The sequence below is a fragment of the Vibrio sp. 1F253 genome (genome assembly GCF_041439295.1).
Lineage (GTDB): Bacteria > Pseudomonadota > Gammaproteobacteria > Enterobacterales > Vibrionaceae > Vibrio > Vibrio tasmaniensis_A.
Window position 1 is genome coordinate 1 of record NZ_JBGONU010000005.1, and the last position, 20,050, is coordinate 20,050.

18 protein-coding genes are annotated in these 20,050 nt (G+C 43.6%); all 18 read left to right on the plus strand.

Translation table 11 applies throughout. From position 1 onward, the window contains the following. Nucleotides 1-317 precede the first annotated feature (317 nt). The 18 genes from aspS (at nt 318) to ACED28_RS03985 (ending at nt 19,902) form a co-directional block, all read left to right on the plus strand. Nucleotides 318-2,096 (plus strand): aspartate--tRNA ligase, encoded by a 1,779-nt coding sequence (gene aspS / locus ACED28_RS03900; RefSeq protein ID WP_122046860.1) that lies wholly within the window; start codon nt 318-320, stop codon nt 2,094-2,096. A gap of 169 nt (nt 2,097-2,265) precedes the next feature. Next, entirely contained in the window at nt 2,266-2,787 is a 522-nt protein-coding gene (ruvC, locus tag ACED28_RS03905; protein WP_009846369.1) for a crossover junction endodeoxyribonuclease RuvC, read from the plus strand. 213 nt (nt 2,788-3,000) lie between these two features. Beyond that, nucleotides 3,001-4,461: a methyl-accepting chemotaxis protein gene (locus tag ACED28_RS03910; protein ID WP_371709329.1), complete on the plus strand. Its 1,461-nt coding sequence runs from the start codon at nt 3,001-3,003 to the stop codon at nt 4,459-4,461. Nucleotides 4,462-4,553: 92 nt separating this feature from the next. After that, a complete protein-coding gene (ruvA, locus tag ACED28_RS03915; protein ID WP_017076435.1) occupies nt 4,554-5,165 on the plus strand; it encodes a Holliday junction branch migration protein RuvA in 612 nt (203 codons plus the stop codon). A gap of 103 nt (nt 5,166-5,268) precedes the next feature. Next, nucleotides 5,269-6,285, plus strand: coding sequence for a Holliday junction branch migration DNA helicase RuvB (gene ruvB, locus ACED28_RS03920; RefSeq protein ID WP_009846372.1), 1,017 nt, complete (start codon nt 5,269-5,271; stop codon nt 6,283-6,285). 553 nt (nt 6,286-6,838) lie between these two features. Beyond that, nucleotides 6,839-8,425: a cytochrome ubiquinol oxidase subunit I gene (cydA, locus tag ACED28_RS03925; RefSeq protein WP_009846373.1), complete on the plus strand. Its 1,587-nt coding sequence runs from the start codon at nt 6,839-6,841 to the stop codon at nt 8,423-8,425. A 13-nt stretch (nt 8,426-8,438) separates the two neighbouring features. Beyond that, nucleotides 8,439-9,575, plus strand: coding sequence for a cytochrome d ubiquinol oxidase subunit II (cydB, locus tag ACED28_RS03930; protein ID WP_371709330.1), 1,137 nt, complete (start codon nt 8,439-8,441; stop codon nt 9,573-9,575). A 31-nt stretch (nt 9,576-9,606) separates the two neighbouring features. Beyond that, the gene (gene cydX, locus ACED28_RS03935) at nt 9,607-9,714 is read left to right on the plus strand and encodes a cytochrome bd-I oxidase subunit CydX (protein ID WP_000270284.1); all 108 of its coding nucleotides are present in this window, start codon (nt 9,607-9,609) and stop codon (nt 9,712-9,714) included. After that, nucleotides 9,707-10,009 (plus strand): cyd operon protein YbgE, encoded by a 303-nt coding sequence (gene ybgE / locus ACED28_RS03940; protein WP_371709331.1) that lies wholly within the window; start codon nt 9,707-9,709, stop codon nt 10,007-10,009. Before cydX ends, ybgE begins: the two co-directional genes overlap by 8 nt. A gap of 172 nt (nt 10,010-10,181) precedes the next feature. Further along, on the plus strand, nt 10,182-10,619 hold the full coding sequence (ybgC, locus tag ACED28_RS03945; RefSeq protein ID WP_017104273.1) for a tol-pal system-associated acyl-CoA thioesterase: 438 nt from the start codon (nt 10,182-10,184) through the stop codon (nt 10,617-10,619). Next, nucleotides 10,609-11,292 (plus strand): protein TolQ, encoded by a 684-nt coding sequence (gene tolQ / locus ACED28_RS03950; RefSeq protein ID WP_371709332.1) that lies wholly within the window; start codon nt 10,609-10,611, stop codon nt 11,290-11,292. Before ybgC ends, tolQ begins: the two co-directional genes overlap by 11 nt. Before the next feature lie 3 nt (nt 11,293-11,295). Next, nucleotides 11,296-11,739 (plus strand): protein TolR, encoded by a 444-nt coding sequence (gene tolR, locus ACED28_RS03955; RefSeq protein WP_371709333.1) that lies wholly within the window; start codon nt 11,296-11,298, stop codon nt 11,737-11,739. 13 nt (nt 11,740-11,752) lie between these two features. Then, nucleotides 11,753-12,820 carry a cell envelope integrity protein TolA gene (gene tolA / locus ACED28_RS03960; protein WP_371694394.1) on the plus strand — a complete coding sequence of 356 codons (1,068 nt, stop codon included), beginning with the start codon at nt 11,753-11,755 and terminating at the stop codon, nt 12,818-12,820. Nucleotides 12,821-12,837: 17 nt separating this feature from the next. After that, entirely contained in the window at nt 12,838-14,193 is a 1,356-nt protein-coding gene (gene tolB / locus ACED28_RS03965; RefSeq protein WP_371694393.1) for a Tol-Pal system beta propeller repeat protein TolB, read from the plus strand. Nucleotides 14,194-14,304: 111 nt separating this feature from the next. Next, nucleotides 14,305-14,847: a peptidoglycan-associated lipoprotein Pal gene (gene pal / locus ACED28_RS03970; RefSeq protein WP_009846381.1), complete on the plus strand. Its 543-nt coding sequence runs from the start codon at nt 14,305-14,307 to the stop codon at nt 14,845-14,847. Between the two features lie 33 nt (nt 14,848-14,880). After that, on the plus strand, nt 14,881-15,663 hold the full coding sequence (ybgF, locus tag ACED28_RS03975) for a tol-pal system protein YbgF (RefSeq protein ID WP_009846383.1): 783 nt from the start codon (nt 14,881-14,883) through the stop codon (nt 15,661-15,663). Between the two features lie 210 nt (nt 15,664-15,873). Further along, nucleotides 15,874-16,935 carry a quinolinate synthase NadA gene (gene nadA, locus ACED28_RS03980; protein WP_009846384.1) on the plus strand — a complete coding sequence of 354 codons (1,062 nt, stop codon included), beginning with the start codon at nt 15,874-15,876 and terminating at the stop codon, nt 16,933-16,935. 906 nt (nt 16,936-17,841) lie between these two features. Next, nucleotides 17,842-19,902, plus strand: coding sequence for a TonB-dependent receptor (locus ACED28_RS03985; RefSeq protein ID WP_371709334.1), 2,061 nt, complete (start codon nt 17,842-17,844; stop codon nt 19,900-19,902). Nucleotides 19,903-20,050 lie beyond the last annotated feature (148 nt).

The window sequence follows — 20,050 nt, forward strand, 5'->3', positions numbered from 1 at the left end:
TCGCCGCGATTAAAACGCTTTTATCTCGAACAAAATTTAACCACGAAAGGTCAACGCGCCCTAAAATCTACTTTACGAGAGTTTTGCTGATTAAGGTACTTTCGAGATATAATTATCGCAATTTTTTCGGTTTTGATGAATCTTTGCGCACTTGATGGGCTAAAAATCAGCAAAGCCAGATAAAACACAATAAATTCGAATGTGGAAGGTCGATTTTAAGCGAGTTTCCGCGTATAAATGTTCCTTTGCTCTGTTGTGTGGAATGACCACTGACAGCTTGGAAATTAGTAAATAATTAAGAGATTGGGAAATTCATTATGCGTACCCATTACTGTGGTAACCTGAACAAGTCCCTGGCGGGACAAACTGTAGAATTGTGCGGCTGGGTAAACCGTCGCCGTGATTTAGGCGGTCTTATCTTTATCGATATGCGAGATCGTGAAGGCGTCGTTCAGGTTGTTGTCGATCCAGATATGAAAGATATCTTCCCGATCGCTAACCAACTGCGTAATGAATTCTGTATCAAGTTTACTGGTGAAGTACGCGTTCGTCCGGACAGCCAAGTAAATAAAGATATGGCGACGGGTGAAGTTGAGCTTTACGCAACTGGCCTTGAGATCATCAACCGTTCAGAAGCGCTTCCACTAGACTTCAACCAAACGAACTCTGAAGAGCAGCGTCTTAAGTACCGTTACATCGATCTTCGTCGCCCAGAAATGAGCGACCGTATCAAGCTTCGTGCACGTGCTTCTAGCTTCGTTCGTCGTTTCTTAGACGAGAACCTATTCCTAGACATCGAAACGCCAGTACTAACGAAAGCGACACCTGAAGGCGCTCGTGACTACCTAGTACCAAGCCGTGTTCACAAAGGTAGCTTCTACGCACTTCCTCAATCTCCTCAGCTGTTCAAGCAATTGCTGATGATGTCAGGTTTTGACCGTTACTACCAAATCGTTAAATGTTTCCGTGATGAAGATTTACGTGCTGACCGTCAGCCTGAATTTACTCAAATCGATATCGAAACATCTTTCATGACTTCTCAAGAAGTGCGTAACGTGACTGAGAAGCTTGTTCACGATATGTGGAAAGAACTTCTAGATGTTGAACTGGGTCAATTCCCAGTAATGCCTTTCTCTGAAGCGATTCGTCGTTTCGGTTCTGATAAGCCAGATCTACGTAACCCACTAGAGCTAGTGGACGTTGCTGACTTAGTTAAAGACGTTGAGTTCAAAGTATTCTCTGGCCCAGCTAACGACGAAAAAGGTCGCGTAGCGGTTATCCGTGTTCCAGGTGGTGCTAAGCTAACTCGTAAGCAAATTGACGGTTACGCTGAACACGTAAACATCTACGGCGCGAAAGGCCTAGCTTGGATGAAGGTTAACGACCGTGCTGCAGGCATGGAAGGTATTCAATCTCCAGTTGCTAAATTCCTAAGCGAAGACGTAATCAACGGTATTCTAGATCGCACTCAAGCTGAATCTGGCGATATCATTCTGTTTGGCGCAGACAAAGCGGGCATCGTTGCTGAAGCAATGGGCGCACTTCGTCTTAAACTAGGTACTGATCTAGAGCTAACAGACACATCTGCATGGGCTCCACTGTGGGTTGTTGACTTCCCAATGTTCGAAGAAGACGGCGAAGGTAACCTACACGCAATGCACCACCCATTCACATCGCCACTAGGTGTGAACGCGGAAGAGCTAAAAGCGAACCCAGCAGCAGCAAACTCTGATGCATACGACATGGTAATCAACGGCTACGAAGTAGGCGGTGGTTCGGTACGTATTCATAGCGCAGAAATGCAAACGGCTGTATTCGGTATCCTAGGTATTGAAGCTAAAGAGCAACAAGAGAAGTTCGGCTTCCTACTTGAAGCACTTAAGTACGGTACGCCACCACACGCAGGTCTAGCATTCGGTCTTGACCGTCTAGCAATGCTACTTTGTGGTACAGAGAATATCCGTGATGTTATCGCATTCCCGAAAACAACAGCAGCAGCATGTCTACTAACAGATGCGCCAAGCCTAGCAAACCCAGCATCACTGGAAGAGCTAGCAATCGCTGTTAAATTGGCAGAGAAGAAAGAGCAAGCGTAAGCCTGTTATCTTTCTCGTTGATGAAGAGATCCTAGTTGATAGAGAGCTCTTAATTAATTAGCCAAGATTTGTGAGTAAATTAGAAAATGCCCGTTAATTTGACGGGCATTTTTTTTTGCGTTCGATATACTAAGCTGAAAAGCATGTATAAATAATCAGTATTGAAGTTATGTCTATTATCTTAGGGATTGACCCTGGCTCTCGCATTACCGGCTATGGCGTGATTCGTCAAAATGGTCGCCATCTATATTACTTAGGTAGTGGTTGTATTCGTACTTCCGAAAAAGAACTGCCAGGTCGACTAAAACAGATTTACGCTGGCGTGAGCGAAATCATCACTCAGTTTCAGCCAGATGTGTTTGCGATCGAGCAGGTTTTCATGTCGAAGAATGCTGATTCTGCACTTAAGCTTGGACAAGCTCGTGGTAGTGCGATTGTAGCAGCGGTGAATGCGGATTTACCCGTTCATGAATATGCGGCTCGTTTGATCAAACAAGCGGTGACAGGTAATGGTGGCGCTGATAAGTCGATGGTTCAGAACATGGTGATGAGCATGCTCAAGCTACCTGCTAAGCCACAAGCCGACGCAGCCGATGCTCTAGGCGTAGCGATCACTCACGCTAACACCAATAAAACCTTGGTCGCACTTGCAGGAAAAGCAACGGGAGCAAGAAAAGGGCGTTACCGTTAAATCTCATTCTATTGTTAGTTCCTAATTCTGCCTTTTAAACTTATTCTATTGATGAGCCTCACGCCCTGTTTGGCTCATATCAAAACAATACGCCTCTAAATCCTTGATGAAATGAGATCTTTCGAACATAACCCAGATAATAACATTGCGTATCATTTAACATGTTATTAACATTGGTCGGAGGTCTTACAAGTTAATCAAGGATGATCACTGATGAACCCAATCAAGCTGTGGCGCGCGCTGTTTCTACCTAAAAACAATGGGTGGAGTAACAACGAAGTCAGACAAGCCGATATCTTATTACTCTTCACTTTTATCGCATTCTTCGTGGGTGTCTATAGCTTAATCAAGTGGACTAAGCACGAAGAGCAACTTCTGATCGCCACATCTGTATTTCTTATCGTATTCGAACTGATCTCTGCACTGCTACTTCGTGTGACGAGTAAGCCGAGCCTTGCACTTAACTTTGGTTTTGTCGGCATGGCGGTACACGCGTTGAACATCATTTATCAAAGTGGTGGGGTTGTGGCTTCCACTCAAGCTTATTGGGTGCCTTTGTTAGTGGTCGCTTTTTTCTTGTCAGGAACACGAATTGTGGCTTTGGTGTGGAGTGGACTGGTTATCGGCGTTTCATTAGTGATGACCTCAGCACATCTCAATGGATTTGCATTTCCTCTACTTGAGCTAACCCCCGATGCGGTAGTGGTAGAAACTTGGTCTGGTGTGATTATGCCGCTGGTGGTGATCTGCATTGCCCAAGCCTTTACCGCTAAGCAAAAAGAGGTGGCGATCGAAATGGCAGAGGATGCGATTTCAGAAAGCCAACACGTTGCCAACCAAGCGACGCAAAGTGAAGGTCGGCTCTCTATCGTGCTCGACCAAGCCAATTCGAATTCAGAGAGCCTACAAGGTGTTTCGGTTCATTTAGATCAGCAGTCACAAGACTTGCATGCTCAAGTCGAAGTGTTGAATGTCAATTGTGAATCTCAAGCGAGCGCTGCAGAAGAGATGAGCCAACAACTCCATCAAATGACTCAAGGCATCGAAGAATCCAATTCATTTGTGGGTGAACTGAAAGACCGTAGCGAAGCGGTTGGCACAAAAGCGCAAAAGAGCTCAGAGTCGCTAGAAGCGTCAACCAGTGCAATCAGTCAGATCATTCAAAGTAATCAAGAGATAATGAAAGTCGCTGATTTGATCACTTCGGTTGCTGAGCAAACCAATCTATTAGCACTCAACGCGGCAATCGAAGCGGCTCGTGCTGGTGAGCAAGGACGAGGGTTTGCTGTCGTCGCTGATCAAGTGCGAGAATTATCGGCGAAAAGCAGTCATTCCGCGATAGAGATTCGAACTTTGTTAGACCGAAATAAAGAGGAAGTGGAGCATGGTAGAGCAATCATTGAAACCACGGCCAATGAAATGAACGGGATTATCTCCGAGGTGCAAACCATGTCAACAGATGTTAATCAGCTCACCAATATTATGGCAATGCAGATGAATTCGTTAAAAGAGCTCGATCTCGCGAGTTCAGAGGTGGCGCAGAGTGTTGCAGAAACTAAATCGGTGTCAGGCTTAGTCGCTAATTATGGTTCTGAGCTAACAGGTCATGTGACTTCGGTTAAAGAATTGGTCGCGAGCTTGAACAGCGTGGTCTCGCAAGCCAAACAAGCCTAAATTATTCACTTCAAAAAACACAAAGAACTGGATAAGTATCCAGTTCTTTTATATTCTGTCCCTCAAATTAAATTCCATCAAGAGAGTGAATTGTGATCGGACGTCTCCGCGGTACATTAATAGAAAAACAGCCACCAGAGTTATTGATTGAAGTCAGTGGTGTTGGTTATGAAGTTCAAATGCCAATGAGCTGTTTTTATGAGTTACCAAACGTAGGCGAAGAGGCAATTATCTACACTCATTTTGTGGTACGTGAAGATGCTCAGCTACTTTATGGTTTTAACACGGTTAAAGAGCGTGCCTTGTTCCGTGAAGTGATTAAAGCTAATGGTGTCGGCCCTAAACTTGGTCTTGGGATTCTTTCAGGCATGACCGCTAGCCAATTCGTTCAGAGCGTTGAACGAGAAGATATCTCTACGCTGGTTAAACTGCCGGGTGTTGGTAAGAAAACGGCAGAACGCCTTGTTGTTGAAATGAAAGACCGCCTGAAAGGGTGGGGCGCAGGTGATCTGTTTACACCTGCAACAGATGCAGCGCCAATGGACTCTATGCCAACGGTGCACGACGCGGAAGAAGAAGCGGTAAGTGCGCTACTTGCATTAGGCTATAAACCAACTCAAGCCTCTAAAGTTGTTGCTCAAGTGGCTAAAGATGGCATGACAAGTGAACAATTGATTCGCGAAGCACTAAAGTCGATGGTTTAATACCTCATATACTTGTTCTACAAAATAGACTCATTCACTTTGCCTTTACACAGAATCAAGAAGCGCAGAGTCAACAAGAGCATAGTTAGGAATAGCAGAATTTATGATTGAAGCCGATCGCCTTATTGCACCGGACAACCCAGTATTCAAAGATGAAGATGTCATTGATCGTGCAATACGCCCTAAAGCACTGGCTGACTATCAAGGTCAGGATCACGTCCGTGGTCAGATGGAAATTTTCATCAAAGCAGCACAAATGCGTAATGAGGCGCTCGATCATCTGTTGATATTTGGTCCTCCAGGCTTGGGCAAAACTACATTGGCAAACATTGTTGCTAATGAAATGGATGTGAACATTCGTACCACTTCAGGACCTGTATTGGAAAAAGCAGGTGACTTGGCGGCATTGCTGACCAACCTTGAAGAAAATGATGTTCTATTCATTGATGAGATCCACCGCCTTAGTCCTGTGGTTGAAGAGGTTCTGTATCCGGCAATGGAAGATTACCAATTAGATATCATGATTGGTGAAGGCCCAGCGGCACGTTCTATCAAGATCGACCTTCCTCCTTTCACTTTGATTGGCGCAACCACTCGTGCTGGTTCACTGACATCGCCGTTGCGTGACCGTTTCGGTATTACTCAGCGTCTTGAGTACTATAAAGTTGAAGATTTACAAAACATCGTTCAACGAAGTGCTGATTGTCTTGGTCTTTCTATGGAATCGCAAGGGGCGTTAGAAGTTGCTCGTCGAGCTCGTGGTACGCCACGTATTGCTAACCGTTTACTGCGCCGTGTTCGTGACTATGCGGAAGTGAAAGGCGATGGACATATTTGCCCAGAGGTTGCTGATAAAGCGCTAAACATGTTGGATGTCGATGCTAAAGGTTTCGACTACATGGATAGGAAGCTTTTGCTTGCGATTATGGAGAAGTTTGGTGGTGGGCCGGTTGGTATAGACAACATGGCTGCGGCGATTGGTGAAGAAAGAGATACCATTGAAGATGTGTTAGAACCTTACTTGATTCAACAAGGTTATCTACAAAGAACGCCAAGAGGTCGAATCGCGACCGACAGAGCGTATTTACACTTCGGCATCGATAAACCATCTAATCGTTAATTTATTCATTTTTAAAGATCCCAGTTGCATAAGCGCTGGGATTTTTTGCTTTCTATTGAATAACAACTCTTTGAGCGAGTCGATAAAAAAAGCTGAATAGCTCCCTCAAAAATGAAAACTTTGATTTCGCGTTTGAATTGAGTAACAAAAAGTGACATAAGCTGTTATGTTTTTTTGTTAATACTTTATGGGTAGTTGTAATTCATATGTTGATGCAGTGCTGAGCTTTTGTCACAGATATCATATGCTGCTATTAATAGAGACATAATTGGTGTGATTTTAATCATAACTGTTCAAAAATAACTCTAATTTGCTTGAATAAAATTGATACAAATCAACGCAAGGTTCTCCTATAAACCTTTTGAAACATACTGATTTTACCAGTAATATTAGCGCCAGCTATATTAGCTCATGCTTAACAATAATCTAACTATAACGGTACGTTTTTACTACAAATTTCAATTTGTAATAACAATCTCACGAATTGTTTTAACACGGATTTTTGCGGTGAATAATCACACAAGTGTCATTCAGCCGACACAAAGGAGATACCATGATTGATGTTGTTGATCTGTCGCGATTGCAATTTGCATTTACAGCGATGTATCACTTCCTATTTGTTCCACTGACTTTAGGTATGGCATTTCTACTTGCCATTATGGAGTCAGTTTATGTAATGACTGGCAAGCAAATTTACAAGGACATGACTAAGTTCTGGGGTAAATTGTTTGGTATTAACTTTGCTCTTGGTGTAGCGACAGGCTTAACCATGGAGTTCCAGTTCGGTACTAACTGGTCATACTATTCTCACTATGTTGGCGACATCTTTGGTGCTCCGCTGGCTATCGAAGCGCTTGTTGCATTCTTCCTAGAGTCTACTTTTGTTGGTCTTTTCTTCTTCGGTTGGGACAGATTGTCAAAGCGTCAACACTTAGCGGTAACGTGGTTAGTAGCACTTGGTTCTAACTTCTCTGCGCTTTGGATCTTGGTAGCTAACGGCTGGATGCAAAACCCAGTGGGTGCGGAATTTAACTTTGAAACTATGCGTATGGAAATGGTGAGCTTCGCTGAAGTTGTACTAAATCCAGTAGCACAGGTTAAATTCGTACACACAGTAGCGTCTGGTTACACAACGGGTGCAATGTTCATCCTTGGTATCAGCTCATACTACATTCTTAAAGGTCGTGACCTTGCCTTTGCTCGTCGCTCTTTTGCGATTGCAGCATCTTTCGGCATGGCGGCAATCTTGTCAGTAATCGTGCTAGGTGATGAATCTGGTTACGAGCTTGGTGAAGTTCAAAAAGTGAAGCTAGCAGCTATTGAAGCTGAATGGCACACTGAAGAAGCACCGGCAGCGTTCACTGTATTTGGTGTTCCAAACCAAGAAACCATGCACACAGACTACGCAATTAAGATCCCTTACGTTATGGGTATTATTGCAACACGTTCTTTTGATACAGAAGTAACAGGACTACGTGACTTGCGCGACGATCACGTTGATCGTATTCGTACTGGTATGTATGCGTATGAGTTGCTTGAAAAGCTACGTGGTGGTGATCGTTCAGAAGAGAACAAAGCGGCATTTGATGAAGTAAAAGGTGACCTAGGTTACGGACTACTTCTTAAGCGCTATACAGACGACGTTGTTGATGCAACAGAAGACCAAATCCAAATGGCTGCGGATGATTCTATCCCAACAGTTTGGCCTCTATTCTGGTCGTTCCGTCTGATGGTTGCTTGTGGCTTCATCATGCTGTTTGTATTCGGTGCGGCGTTTGTTCAAACGTGTCGTCAGAAGATCGAACAGAAACCATGGGTACTTAAAGCGGCGCTATTCTCAATCCCACTACCTTGGATTGCGATTGAAGCAGGTTGGTTTGTTGCTGAATTTGGTCGTCAACCATGGGCGGTTGGTGAAATCCTGCCGGTTAACGTTGCTGCATCAGCACTGACTATTGAACAGCTTTGGACTTCTCTATTTGCAATTCTTGCACTGTACACAGTGTTCTTGATTGCTGAAGTTTACCTAATGCTGAAATTCGCACGTAAAGGTCCAAGTAGCTTAAAGACAGGCCGTTACCACTTTGAACAAAACGATAACTCTGTTGAAGACAAAGTTAGCCGTTCAGTCGAAGTATAAGTGAGGGAATATTATGTTTGATTACGAAAGCTTACGACTTATTTGGTGGGTATTGATCGGTGTTCTACTGGTTGGTTTCGCCGTAACTGACGGCTTTGACATGGGTGTTGCTGCTCTTTCACCGGTTATCGGTAAGAGCGACACTGAACGTCGTATTATGCTGAATACTATTGCCCCTCACTGGGATGGCAACCAAGTATGGCTAATTACGGCTGGTGGTGCATTGTTCGCTGCATGGCCATTGGTTTACGCAACGTCGTTTTCTGGTTTCTACTTCGCAATGTACGTGACGCTAGCAGCACTTTGGCTACGTCCACTTGCGCTTGATTACCGCTCAAAGATTGAAGAGCCAAAATGGCGTAAGGCATGGGACTACGCACTTTGCTTTAGTGGCACAGTTCCGCCAATCATCTTCGGTGTAGCATTTGGTAATTTACTACAAGGTGTTCCATTCGAGCTGAACTACCTGATGATGTCTAAGTACCATGGTACGTTCTTCGCTCTGCTAAACCCGTTTGCATTGCTATGTGGCGTGTTGGCTCTGATGTTGTTCGTTATGCAAGGTGCAACATGGCTTCAAATGAAGACAACAGAAGAACTGCACAGCCGCGCACGTAACGTTGCTCAGATCACTGGCCTAATTGCTATTGCTCTGTTCGTTATCGGTGGTTTCTGGGTTCAATCTATCGAAGGCTATGTAATTACAAGCACGATAGACACGTTTGCTGATTCAAACCCACTTAATAAAGAAGTATCACCTCAAGTTGGTGCTTGGATGACAAACTTCGAAACGTATCCAGCAATGTGGGCTGCGCCGATTCTTGGTGTAGTAATGCCACTGCTTGCTGTGATTGCATCTCGCTTTGAGCGTGGTGGTTTCGCATTCTTGTTCTCAAGTCTATCTAACGCTGGTGTTATTCTAACGGCTGGTTTTGCAATGTTCCCATTCGTAATGCCATCAAGCTGGAACCCTAACCATAGCTTGACTATGTGGGATTCAACAGCAAGTGAGCTAACGCTTGGTCTTATGACTGGAGTTGCGGCGATAATGGTTCCTGTGATTCTTGGCTACACAACGTGGACATACTACAAAATGTTCGGTCGTCTAGATAAGAAACACATCGAAGATAACGACGTTTCAGCTTACTAAGCTAGAAGTTAAATAACTTAGGAGAAATTTTATGTGGTATTTCGCATGGATTTTGGGTGTACTTCTAGCATGTGCATTCGGCATCATCAATGCTCTATGGTTAGAGCATTCAGAAATGATGGATAAAGACAGTGAGTAATCTCGCAGAGCAAATCGCTAAACTGCATCAACCAATGGATAAGAATCTGTTAAGAACTTTATCTCTAGTATTGGGTTTCATGCATGTAGGTTTAGTGATGTGGGAACCTGAAGCGTATGCGACAAGCATCGGTGGCTTTAATGCGATCATCGGGCCAATGTTCATTTGGGCAGCATGTTCAAGCATGGTTTATGGTATCGGATTTAAGCCGAGAGCTTGGATGTGGCAGTTACTGTTCAGCCCATACGTTTTACTCACTATTTTGCTCTACCTAACGGTGCTGCGCCTTTTATAAAAGGCAAAGGATTTAGGTTCATAACGACGTGAACCTTTATACTTGTTGGGTTTTTAGCCAAAAAGAGGTCATCTTATACAGATGGCCTTTTTTTTCGTCTCTTAAATCAAAAAATTCACAGCGATATACTATTAATGATAAGGAGTTAGGTTATAGTGAGATCTTTATCGTTTTGAATTGTGGTATCAAATTGCAGGGATTATCTAAGCCATTTACGTGGCCAGTGACAGTGTATTACGAAGACACCGATGCAGGTGGTGTTGTATACCATTCAAACTATCTTAAGTTTTTCGAACGCGCTCGAACTGAGATGTTGCGCTCAATTGGCGTCTCTCAGCAAGTCTTGTTAGAACAAAATATCGGTTTTGTAGTCCGACATATGGACATCGATTTTATTCAAGGTGCGCGCCTTGATGATTCTTTACAAGTCATTACAAATATTTACGAGTTGAAGCGAGCTACCTTGGTCTTCTGTCAAGAGATCGTAAATCCTGATGGCAAAGCATTGTGTAAAGCAATGGTTAAGGTAGCATGTATCGACAATCAAAAAATGAAACCCAAAGCAATGCCAACATTTATTCTCACGGAGCTAACGAATAGTGACTGCTGAAATCTCAATCTTAGGCCTAATTTTAGAAGCTAGCTTACTAGTTAAGATGGTCATGCTAATTCTCATGGGCATGTCTGTTGTTTCTTGGGCGATGATCATCAAACGAAGCAAAGTATTATCTCAAGCTACTAAACAAACTGAAGTGTTTGAAGATAAGTTCTGGTCTGGTGTTGATCTCGCTAAATTGTATCAAGAGAGTAATAAGCGCAAAGACGAACTTTCTGGTACTGAAGAGATTTTCTACGCCGGCTTCACAGAGTTTGCTCGCCTTCGAAAATCAAATGCAACGTCTCCAGATTTCATTATGGAAGGCACAGGTCGTGCAATGCGTGTTGCAGTTGCACGTGAAGTTGATGAATTGGAAACCAATTTACCTTTCTTAGCAACCGTCGGTTCTATCAGCCCATACATCGGCCTATTTGGTACGGTTTGGGGCATCATGCACTCATTCATCGCATTAGGTGAAGTGAAGCAAGCGACATTAGCAATGGTTGCTCCTGGTATTGCAGAAGCACTGATCGCGACAGCAATGGGCTTATTCGCGGCGATTCCAGCTGTGATGGCGTATAACCGTTTTAGCAGCCGAGTTGGTAAGTTAGAGCACAACTACGCGACTTTCTCTGAAGAGTTCCATAGCATTCTTCACCGTCAAGCGATGGCTGGCAGGGAATAATAGATGGCTGGATACCAACCTAAAAAACGCAAAATGACAGCAGAGATTAACGTTGTACCTTACATCGACGTTATGCTTGTTTTGCTGATCATTTTTATGGTGACTTCGCCATTTGTTACTCAAGGCGTAGATGTTGAATTGCCTAAGGCTTCAACGGCTCAGTCTGCACAAGATCTATTGGGTGACGACAATGCGAGCTTTATTATCGTTGAAGTGAACAAAGATGGTGAGCTTGGTTTGAGCGTTAATAACGAAGAGGTTCAGCGAGGCTTGTCTCTGGAAGATATTGTCGTCCGAGTGAAGGCGGAACTGTCTCTGAACCCAAATTCTCCAGTGGCGGTTGGCGGTGATGCTGCAACGCCTTACGCTGAAGTGGTTATCTTACTTGATGAATTAAGCCGTGCAGGTGTGCCAAAGGTTGGCCTTTTAACGGATATAAGGGAATAGCTCCGTAGCATTCATGAAAGCGAATAATAAAAAATCCAATAATTTTAGGTCACCGCTTCTTATTTCTCTTGGGCTGCACGTCGTTTTATTCGTTGCGCTCATTTGGGGAGCGGATTTCACCATGTCCGAGCCAAAGCCTACAGGGCAGATGGTTCAAGCTGTGGTGATTGATCCTCAGTTGGTTCGCCAGCAAGCTCAACAGATTCGTCAACAAAGAGAAGCGGCGAGCAAAAAAGAGCAAGAGCGTTTAGATAAACTAAGACGTGAAAGCGAACGACTTGAAAAAAATCGTAAAGCTGAAGAAGAGAACATTCGAAAGCTGAAAGAAAAGCAAGCTAAAGAAGCCAAAGCGGCTCGCGACGCGGAAAAGCGTCGAGTTGAAAATGAAAAGCAACGTAAAGTTGAAGAGGCTCGCTTAAAACAAGAGAAAAAGAAAGCCGCTAAAGCAGAAGCTGATCGTAAGTTGAAAGAAGCCGCGGTTGTGAAAGCAGAAAAAGAACGCAAGGCAAAAGAAGCGGCCATTGCTAAAGCTGAACAAGAACGCGTGGTGAAAGAAAAAGCCGCGAAAGAGGCCGCTGAAAAAGCTCGTAAAGAAAAAGAAGCCGCTGAGCGTGCTGAGAAACAACGTATAGCGAAAGAAAAAGAAGCGGCAGCCGCAGCAGAAAAAGCCCGTAAAGCGAAAGAAGCTGCAGCAAGAGCGGAGAAAGAGCGTAAACAGCAAGAAGCGGCATTGAACGATATCTTTGCTGGACTGGAGACTGAACAAAGCAATAACAACACTGCTTTGAACCAGCATTTAGAAGATGAAAAGGCTCGATATATATCAATTTATCAACAAACAGTACAACGAAACCTCTTGATGGAAGACTCCTTCCGTGGTCAAGAGTGTGTTCTTAACATTCAGTTGACACCAACTGGTGGTAATAAAGCTGTAGTGAGAAGGGTTTCGGTAGTTAGCGGAAATCGCCAGCTTTGCTCAGCAGCACAGGCTGCTACAGTTAAAGCGAGAGAGTTCGATTTTCCACAAGACTCATCATTACAACAAATATTCCGAGATTTTGACTTTCGGTTCATCCCATAATGAGAAATGGATAACTTATGCTTAAAGGTAACTTTTTCAAGAGCCTGTTTGTTATGGCATGTATTTTTTCTAGCTCTGCTTTTGCAAAATTAGAAATTGTTATTACAGACGGTATTAACTCTGCACGACCTATCGCTATTGTTCCTTTCCGTTGGGAAGGCGCAGGACCATTGCCGCACGATGTGTCAGCAGTTATCGCTTCTGACTTGCAACGCAGTGGTAAATTCAGCCCAGTTGCGACAAGTAAAATGCCTCAAACGCCTTACAGCGAAACCGAGGTGAATTTTGATGCTTGGACTAACCTAGGTGTTGATTCACTGCTAACCGGTAGCATCACTAAAAATGCCGAAGGGCAGTATGTGGTGAACTACCAACTGATCGACATTGTCCGTGGTCAACTGACTAAAGGGCAAAGCCGTGCACTAAGCGATGAAGGCCAATTAGTACTTTCTAAAGATCATGTGCTGTTCAACAAGAAAGCGACAGTGCCTGGTAAACGCTTGAGAGAGTACGCACACCGAATCTCTGATTTAGTGTATGAAGAGCTAACGGGTGAGAAAGGGGCGTTTCTAACGCGTATTTCTTACGTAGTTGTGAACGACAAAGACAAATACCCGTACCAGCTTCGTGTTGCTGACTACGACGGCTTTAACGAGCGTTTGGTGCTTCGTTCTAAGCAGCCTCTTATGTCACCAGCATGGTCGCCAGACGGTAAGAAGCTTGCGTATGTGAGTTTCCAAAATGGCCAAGCTGAAATATTCATAATGAATATTTATACGGGTGAGCGCGAGAAAGTGACGTCATACCCTCGTCATAATGGTGCGCCAAGATTCTCGCCAGATGGTAAAACATTGGCGTTGGTATTGTCGAAAACAGGCAGTCTTCAGGTGTACACACTCGACCTTGCTAGCCGTAAGCTGACTCAAATTACCCGCGGCCGTTCTAATAATACTGAACCATTCTGGCACCCAGATGGCAAGTCTCTAATTTTCACATCTGATCGTGGTGGTAAACCACAGATTTATAATGTAAATTTGTCAAATAATTCGACATCTCGTATTACTTGGCAAGGTAGCCAGAACTTAGGTGGCCAGATCACCCCTGACGGACGATTCCTGATTATGGTTAATCGCAGCAACTCGGGTTTTAACTTGGCTAAACAAGATTTGGAAACTGGTGCGGTTCAGGTGCTAACAAAAACATTGTTAGATGAATCTCCAAGTATTGCACCGAATGGAGGTATGGTTATCTATAGCTCTATTTACAACAAAACAAACGTACTATCGATGGTTTCTATCGATGGTCGTTTTAAGGCTAGATTACCAGCAACGAACGGACGCGTAAGAGCACCTTCGTGGTCACCGTTTCTCTAGTCGATTTGATACATTCTTTTAGCTATTGATAGTGTTAACTATTGTGGCATTTAACTATCTATAGCACTTAGTAGCTGTAGAAACTAAGTTTGATAACGTAAGGAAAAAAAGATGCAACTTAACAAAGTTCTTAAAGGCTTGATGATTGCACTACCAGTGATGGCAGTAACGGCATGTAGCTCAACTGATGAAGCAACTTCTGCAACATCTGGCACAGAAAGCAACCAAACAACTTCAGGTTCAGAAGGTAACGTAGATACAACTGTTGTAACGCCAATTGACGCTAACGGTCAACTGTCTGAGCAAGAGCTTAAAGAGCAAGCGCTACGCGAAACTCAAACAATCTACTTCGCATTCGATAACTCTACTATCGCTGGCGACTACGAAGAAATGCTTGCAGCTCACGCAGCATACCTAGTTAAGAACGTTGATATGAACGTTACTGTTGAAGGTCATGCTGATGAGCGCGGTACTCCTGAGTACAACATCGCACTTGGTGAGCGTCGTGCACAAGCTGTAGCGAAATACCTACAAGCTCTAGGTGTTCAAGCAGACCAAATCTCTATCGTAAGCTACGGTGAAGAGAAGCCACTTCTTCTAGGTCAATCTGAAGATGTGTACGCTAAAAACCGTCGTGCAGTACTAGTTTACTAATTTCAGTAGGCTATATAATTGAGGAATTGCCTCATGTTCAGTAACACAAAGCGAGTCATTTTGCTTTCGTTACTGGCAAGTGCAGCGAACACTACGTTCGCTGCACCAGCTCCAGTATCCGATCTCAATAGCACCGCAACAAATTCATCATCTTCCTCTCGATCAGCATCTAACGAATCAGATATTGAGCGTTTAGAGCGCTTGCTTCAAAATCGTAATCTCGTTCAGCTTCAAATGCAGCAGCAAATCGACGATATGTCACTGGAGATCAGTGAACTTCGTGGTGAGTTGGAGCGAAACAGCTACGATATGAAACAAATGCTCGAGCGCCAACGTGAATTGTTCATTGAACTGGATCGTGTGAGAGGCGAGGTGAAAGCAGCAGGAACAGCAACGGTAGCAGTAGCAGCGAGCGAAGGCTCTAAGGATGCTTCTGGTACGTTCAGTACTGATGTTGATGAGCAAACAGCTTATCAGAATGCTGTAGATATGATTCTAAAGCAGCGAGACTACACGGGTGCTATTGCAGCATTCCAAAAGTTTCAAAAAGACTTCCCAGACTCGACCTTCACGCCTAACACCCATTATTGGTTAGGTCAGCTTTATTTCGCTAAAAAGCAAGATAAGGAAGCTGTGAAGAGCTTTGCCGCTGTTGTGTCATACAAAGACTCTAACAAGCGCTCTGATGCTCTGGTTAAGCTTGGTGACATAGCTACGCGTAACAACAACGCGACGCAAGCTAAGAAATATTACCAGCAAGTTGTAACCGAGTACCCAAACAGTGCTTCGGCTAAAGTGGCTAAAACCCACTTATAAAACAAAATAGGGGTGCTCAGGTACCTCTTTTTTATACCTGCTTACTTCCTTTTAATATTTACTCAGTAGGTTTGTGACGCCAACGCATCACCTTGTTTATGCGTTTTAAGTATTAGCTAGTCACCGCTTGCAACCAATCCTTTTTGATCCCAATCGCTGTCCTGTGTAGAATACTCTAATTCTCGGAAGAAGTTGCGTAGAGCAAGAGCAATGAGTCATATACTAGATAAAATCGATACAGTTTACCCGTTTCCGCCTAAGCCAGTTCCACTGAGCGACGCTCAGAAGCAGGCACACATCGCAAACATCAAAACACTACTTCAAGAAAAAGATGCAGTTCTAATTGCACACTACTACACAGATCCTGAAATTCAGGCCCTGGCTGAAGCAACTGGTGGTTTTGTTGGCGATTCATTAGAAATGGCTAAGTTTGGTAACCGCCATTCTGCAAGCACTTTGATCATCGCTGGCGTTCGTTTTATGGGGGAGTCAGCAAAGATTCTTACACCTGAAAAACGCATTCTAATGCCAACACTAGAAGCTGAATGTTCTCTTGATCTTGGCTGTCCTGCAGACAAATTTACAGAATTTTGTGATGCTCACCCTGACCATACAGTGGTTGTATACGCGAATACCTCTGCGGCTGTTAAGGCTCGTGCAGACTGGGTAGTTACGTCGAGCATCGCTTTAGAAATCGTTGAAAGCCTAGACGCTGAAGGCAAACCCATTATTTGGGGCCCAGACCGTCACCTAGGCTCTTACATCGCAAATCAAACTGGCGCTGACATGTTGCTTTGGCAAGGTGAGTGTATTGTTCATGATGAGTTCTCAGCTGATGCTTTGAAAAAAATGAAATCAGTATACCCAGAAGCGGCTATTTTGGTTCACCCAGAATCACCAGCAAGCGTGGTTGAACTGGCTGACGCTGTTGGTTCAACAAGTCAACTGATCAAGAAAGCAAAAGAGCTGCCTCATCCACAGATGATTGTCGCGACAGACAAAGGTATCTTCTTCAAAATGCAGCAACTGGTTCCTGAAAAAGAGCTGATTGAAGCGCCGACAGCAGGTGCCGGTGCAACTTGTCGAAGCTGCGCGCATTGCCCTTGGATGGCAATGAACGGCCTTGAAGCGATTGAAAATGCGCTTGAGAATGGTGGCGAGCAACACGAGATCTTCGTTTCTGACGAACTGCGCGTGAAGTCCCTTATCCCATTGAACCGCATGCTAGATTTTGCTGAGCAGCTTAACGTGCAAGTGAAAGGCAACGCTTAATCTAATGACGTGAGGTTATAAATAATCCAATATTTATAACTCTGCAGTCTTTATAATGTGGTGCATTTGTCATCATTAAAAAAACCAGCCGCAGTGCTGGTTTTTTTGTATCTTAATATTAGCCTCTATCTAGTCTGACTAGTAGCTGCTGTTTGCATTAGATATGTACCAATCGTAGCAAATACCACTATTAGTAATAGCTATCAGTTAATAAGTCCTGATTTTTATGGACATGGTAAGTCTGAGACAGAGTGTTCACGAGCCAGTATCAGCGAGATGGTCAGTCCGCACGAGCGCTTTAGCAGGAGAGCAATATTCGATTATTGGTGTCAGTGATAGCGGAATTGCAGGCTACCGCTTAACTATTCAAGAGATGAGTAGGATTACGTACTCAGCCTGCTAATCATTTGCTCAAGTACCTCTCTAAAGCTCTTAACTCTGTCTCAGATTAACTCTACATAAGCTTAATACTGTCTTATTTTTAATTTTTCTTCCCTTCTTCATGAATAGGGCGTCTCGTTAGGTACTCGAACCATCAAAAATCAGAATTCTCAATTCAAGTTAATTAATGCCAGTGATAATTATTATCAATATTAAATGAGAATGCTTTACATTTAAATATGCAACCGATAAGGTACGGTTGAAAATTCGTCAGGTCATTGAAAGGGAAATCATTTTTCAATTTATTCGTTGAGTGACTTAGGGCTTGTTCAATGTGACGGTTTTCAGTCGGAATTTTGGCTCATGTATTAAAGCAGTGGTCAATAAGGAGCTAAGGAAGTACAGCTTATACTCATTTTGAGTTGTTGCGTTTTCAACACCTTTTGAATGTCTTCCCTAGTTTTCATTATAAATGCCGTTACATGAGCCCACCTAAAGTTAATGCTTAATCAAGGAGAATTTTAAATGACAGCATTACGCCCCGCGACAGTGAATGAGCTAGGAAATAGCAGATTCAAATTTCGCACCTTATCTGCAATCATCATGGGACTTAGTGTAAGTGGTCAAGCTTTTGCAGCGACAAACAATAATAATGAAACTACCATTAACGAAGACAAAACTACTTTTGAAGTTACCGTGTATGGCGAAAAAATAGAACGTTCGATTTATGATACAGGCTCAAGCGTGCATGTGTATGATGAAGATCGTATCGCGAGTACTCCAGGCGCATCTGAGGTCGACGATCTGCTGCAGTTAACACCAAACATTGTGGATTCAGGGCAGGGTAATAACCTACCATCGATTCGTGGTGTTGATGGTTCTGGACCTTCTATTGGCGGGTTGGCTGCTTTTGGTGGCTCCGTGCCAAGGTTGAACCTTTCAATTGATGGACGTTCACTCAGCTATTCTGAAGTTGCGTTTGGCCCTCGTTCTTTATGGGATATGCAGCAAGCGGAAATTTATCTTGGACCGCAAAGCTACGTTCAAGGCCGAAATGCATCTGCGGGTGCTATCGTTTTAAAATCTAATGACCCGACTTACGATTTTGAGAGCAAAGTAAAGGCTGCTATTGGTCAGCAAGACTATTCTCAAACCGCAGCGGTTATCTCGGCGCCAATACTAGAAGATCAACTGGCCTTCAGATTGAGTGTTGATCAACAAAAACGCAGTAGTTACGCAGACCTTACTGCTTATGAACCAGTCGGTGACCCTAATCGCATTGAAATGACGACAGCTCGTGGTAAATTTTTGCTAGAGCCAGCAGGCCTTCCTGGGTTCAAAACCACGTTAACGATTGCCCATATGGATACTGTGGGACCTCAATCTGAATCTCAACAAACAAAGATCAATAGAGCTGTTTACGAAACTCAGTCAACAAGCGGCATTTGGGATGTATCTTATGACATCTCAGATACGTTAGTGTTTGAAAATAATTTGATCTACACCGATCGCACTTACGACCGAATCACTGACCCTGCAGGCAGAAAGCAGGATTTCAAATCCAAAGGTAATGAGTTCCAAATAGAGCCTTTGGTTCGATTTGATTCCCTTAGCGAAGATCTCTCTGGTTTGTTTGGTTTACGCTACTTCAAATCTGAAGATGACGATGTATTTGAACAGACTGGGTCATCTATACCAATGGAAGGCAAAAACCGTGCTATGTCGGCATTCGCTGAAGTGACGTACTTGGTGATGCCGAGCATCGAAGTTGTAGCGGCAGGGCGATTCGAACGCGAAAGCAAAAAACGCTATGTTGCCCCGGGTCGTTTTGGCTTAGATTATGATGAAACATCAAATGTATTCCTTCCCAAGCTTGAAGTTGCCTATAAGCCTGAATCAGACCAAACCGTGGGTATCCGAGCAGCTAAGGGCTTTAACTCTGGAGGTGGCGGCGTTGGCTTCAATAACAAAACGTGGGCATTTTCTTCATATACGTACGAAGACGAATACGTTTGGAACTATGAATTCTTCACTCGCCATAGTCTGCTAGATAATGAACTTGAGTTAACAACTAACGTCTTCTACAACGACTACGATAATTTCCAAGTTCTGGAGACTTCATCAAAAGGTGATGTGAAAGTTGATAATGTTGATGAAGCATATACCTACGGTGCAGAACTAGGAAGCCGTTGGTTAACGACATCAAACCTAGAACTATTGGCTTCACTTGGTTTGTTGAAAACAAGTTACAAAGATCATGCTAATAGCTCAAAAGAACTCGCTCGAGCCCCTTCTTTGACGGCAAGCTTCGGTGCTTTATACATGTTTGCTGAGAATTTCGAATTGAGTGGTAATGCGAATTACACTGGAGATTACTTCAGTGACGTTGAAAACTCAGCTAACCAGAGTATTGATGCTTACTGGGTTGCAAATGCACAAGTTGCCTATGTGTTTACTAACGGACGTATGTCTTTATTCGCTACAAACTTGTTTGATTCTGAAAAAGAAACATTCAATTTTGGTGGAGACGATATTACGAAGCAAGCACCTCGCCAAATTGGTGGTTCAGTACAATTGTACTTCTAATCGGTTAGATATAAGAAAACGCCTTGCTCAAAACAAGGCGTTTATTTTGAAATCATTAGCATGGAAAGTGGCGAAGACCCTATGAGTAAAACTCTGAACATTAGGAGAGGCTCCCACCAAAGTCATGCTTTCCCCTCAATACTGTAGA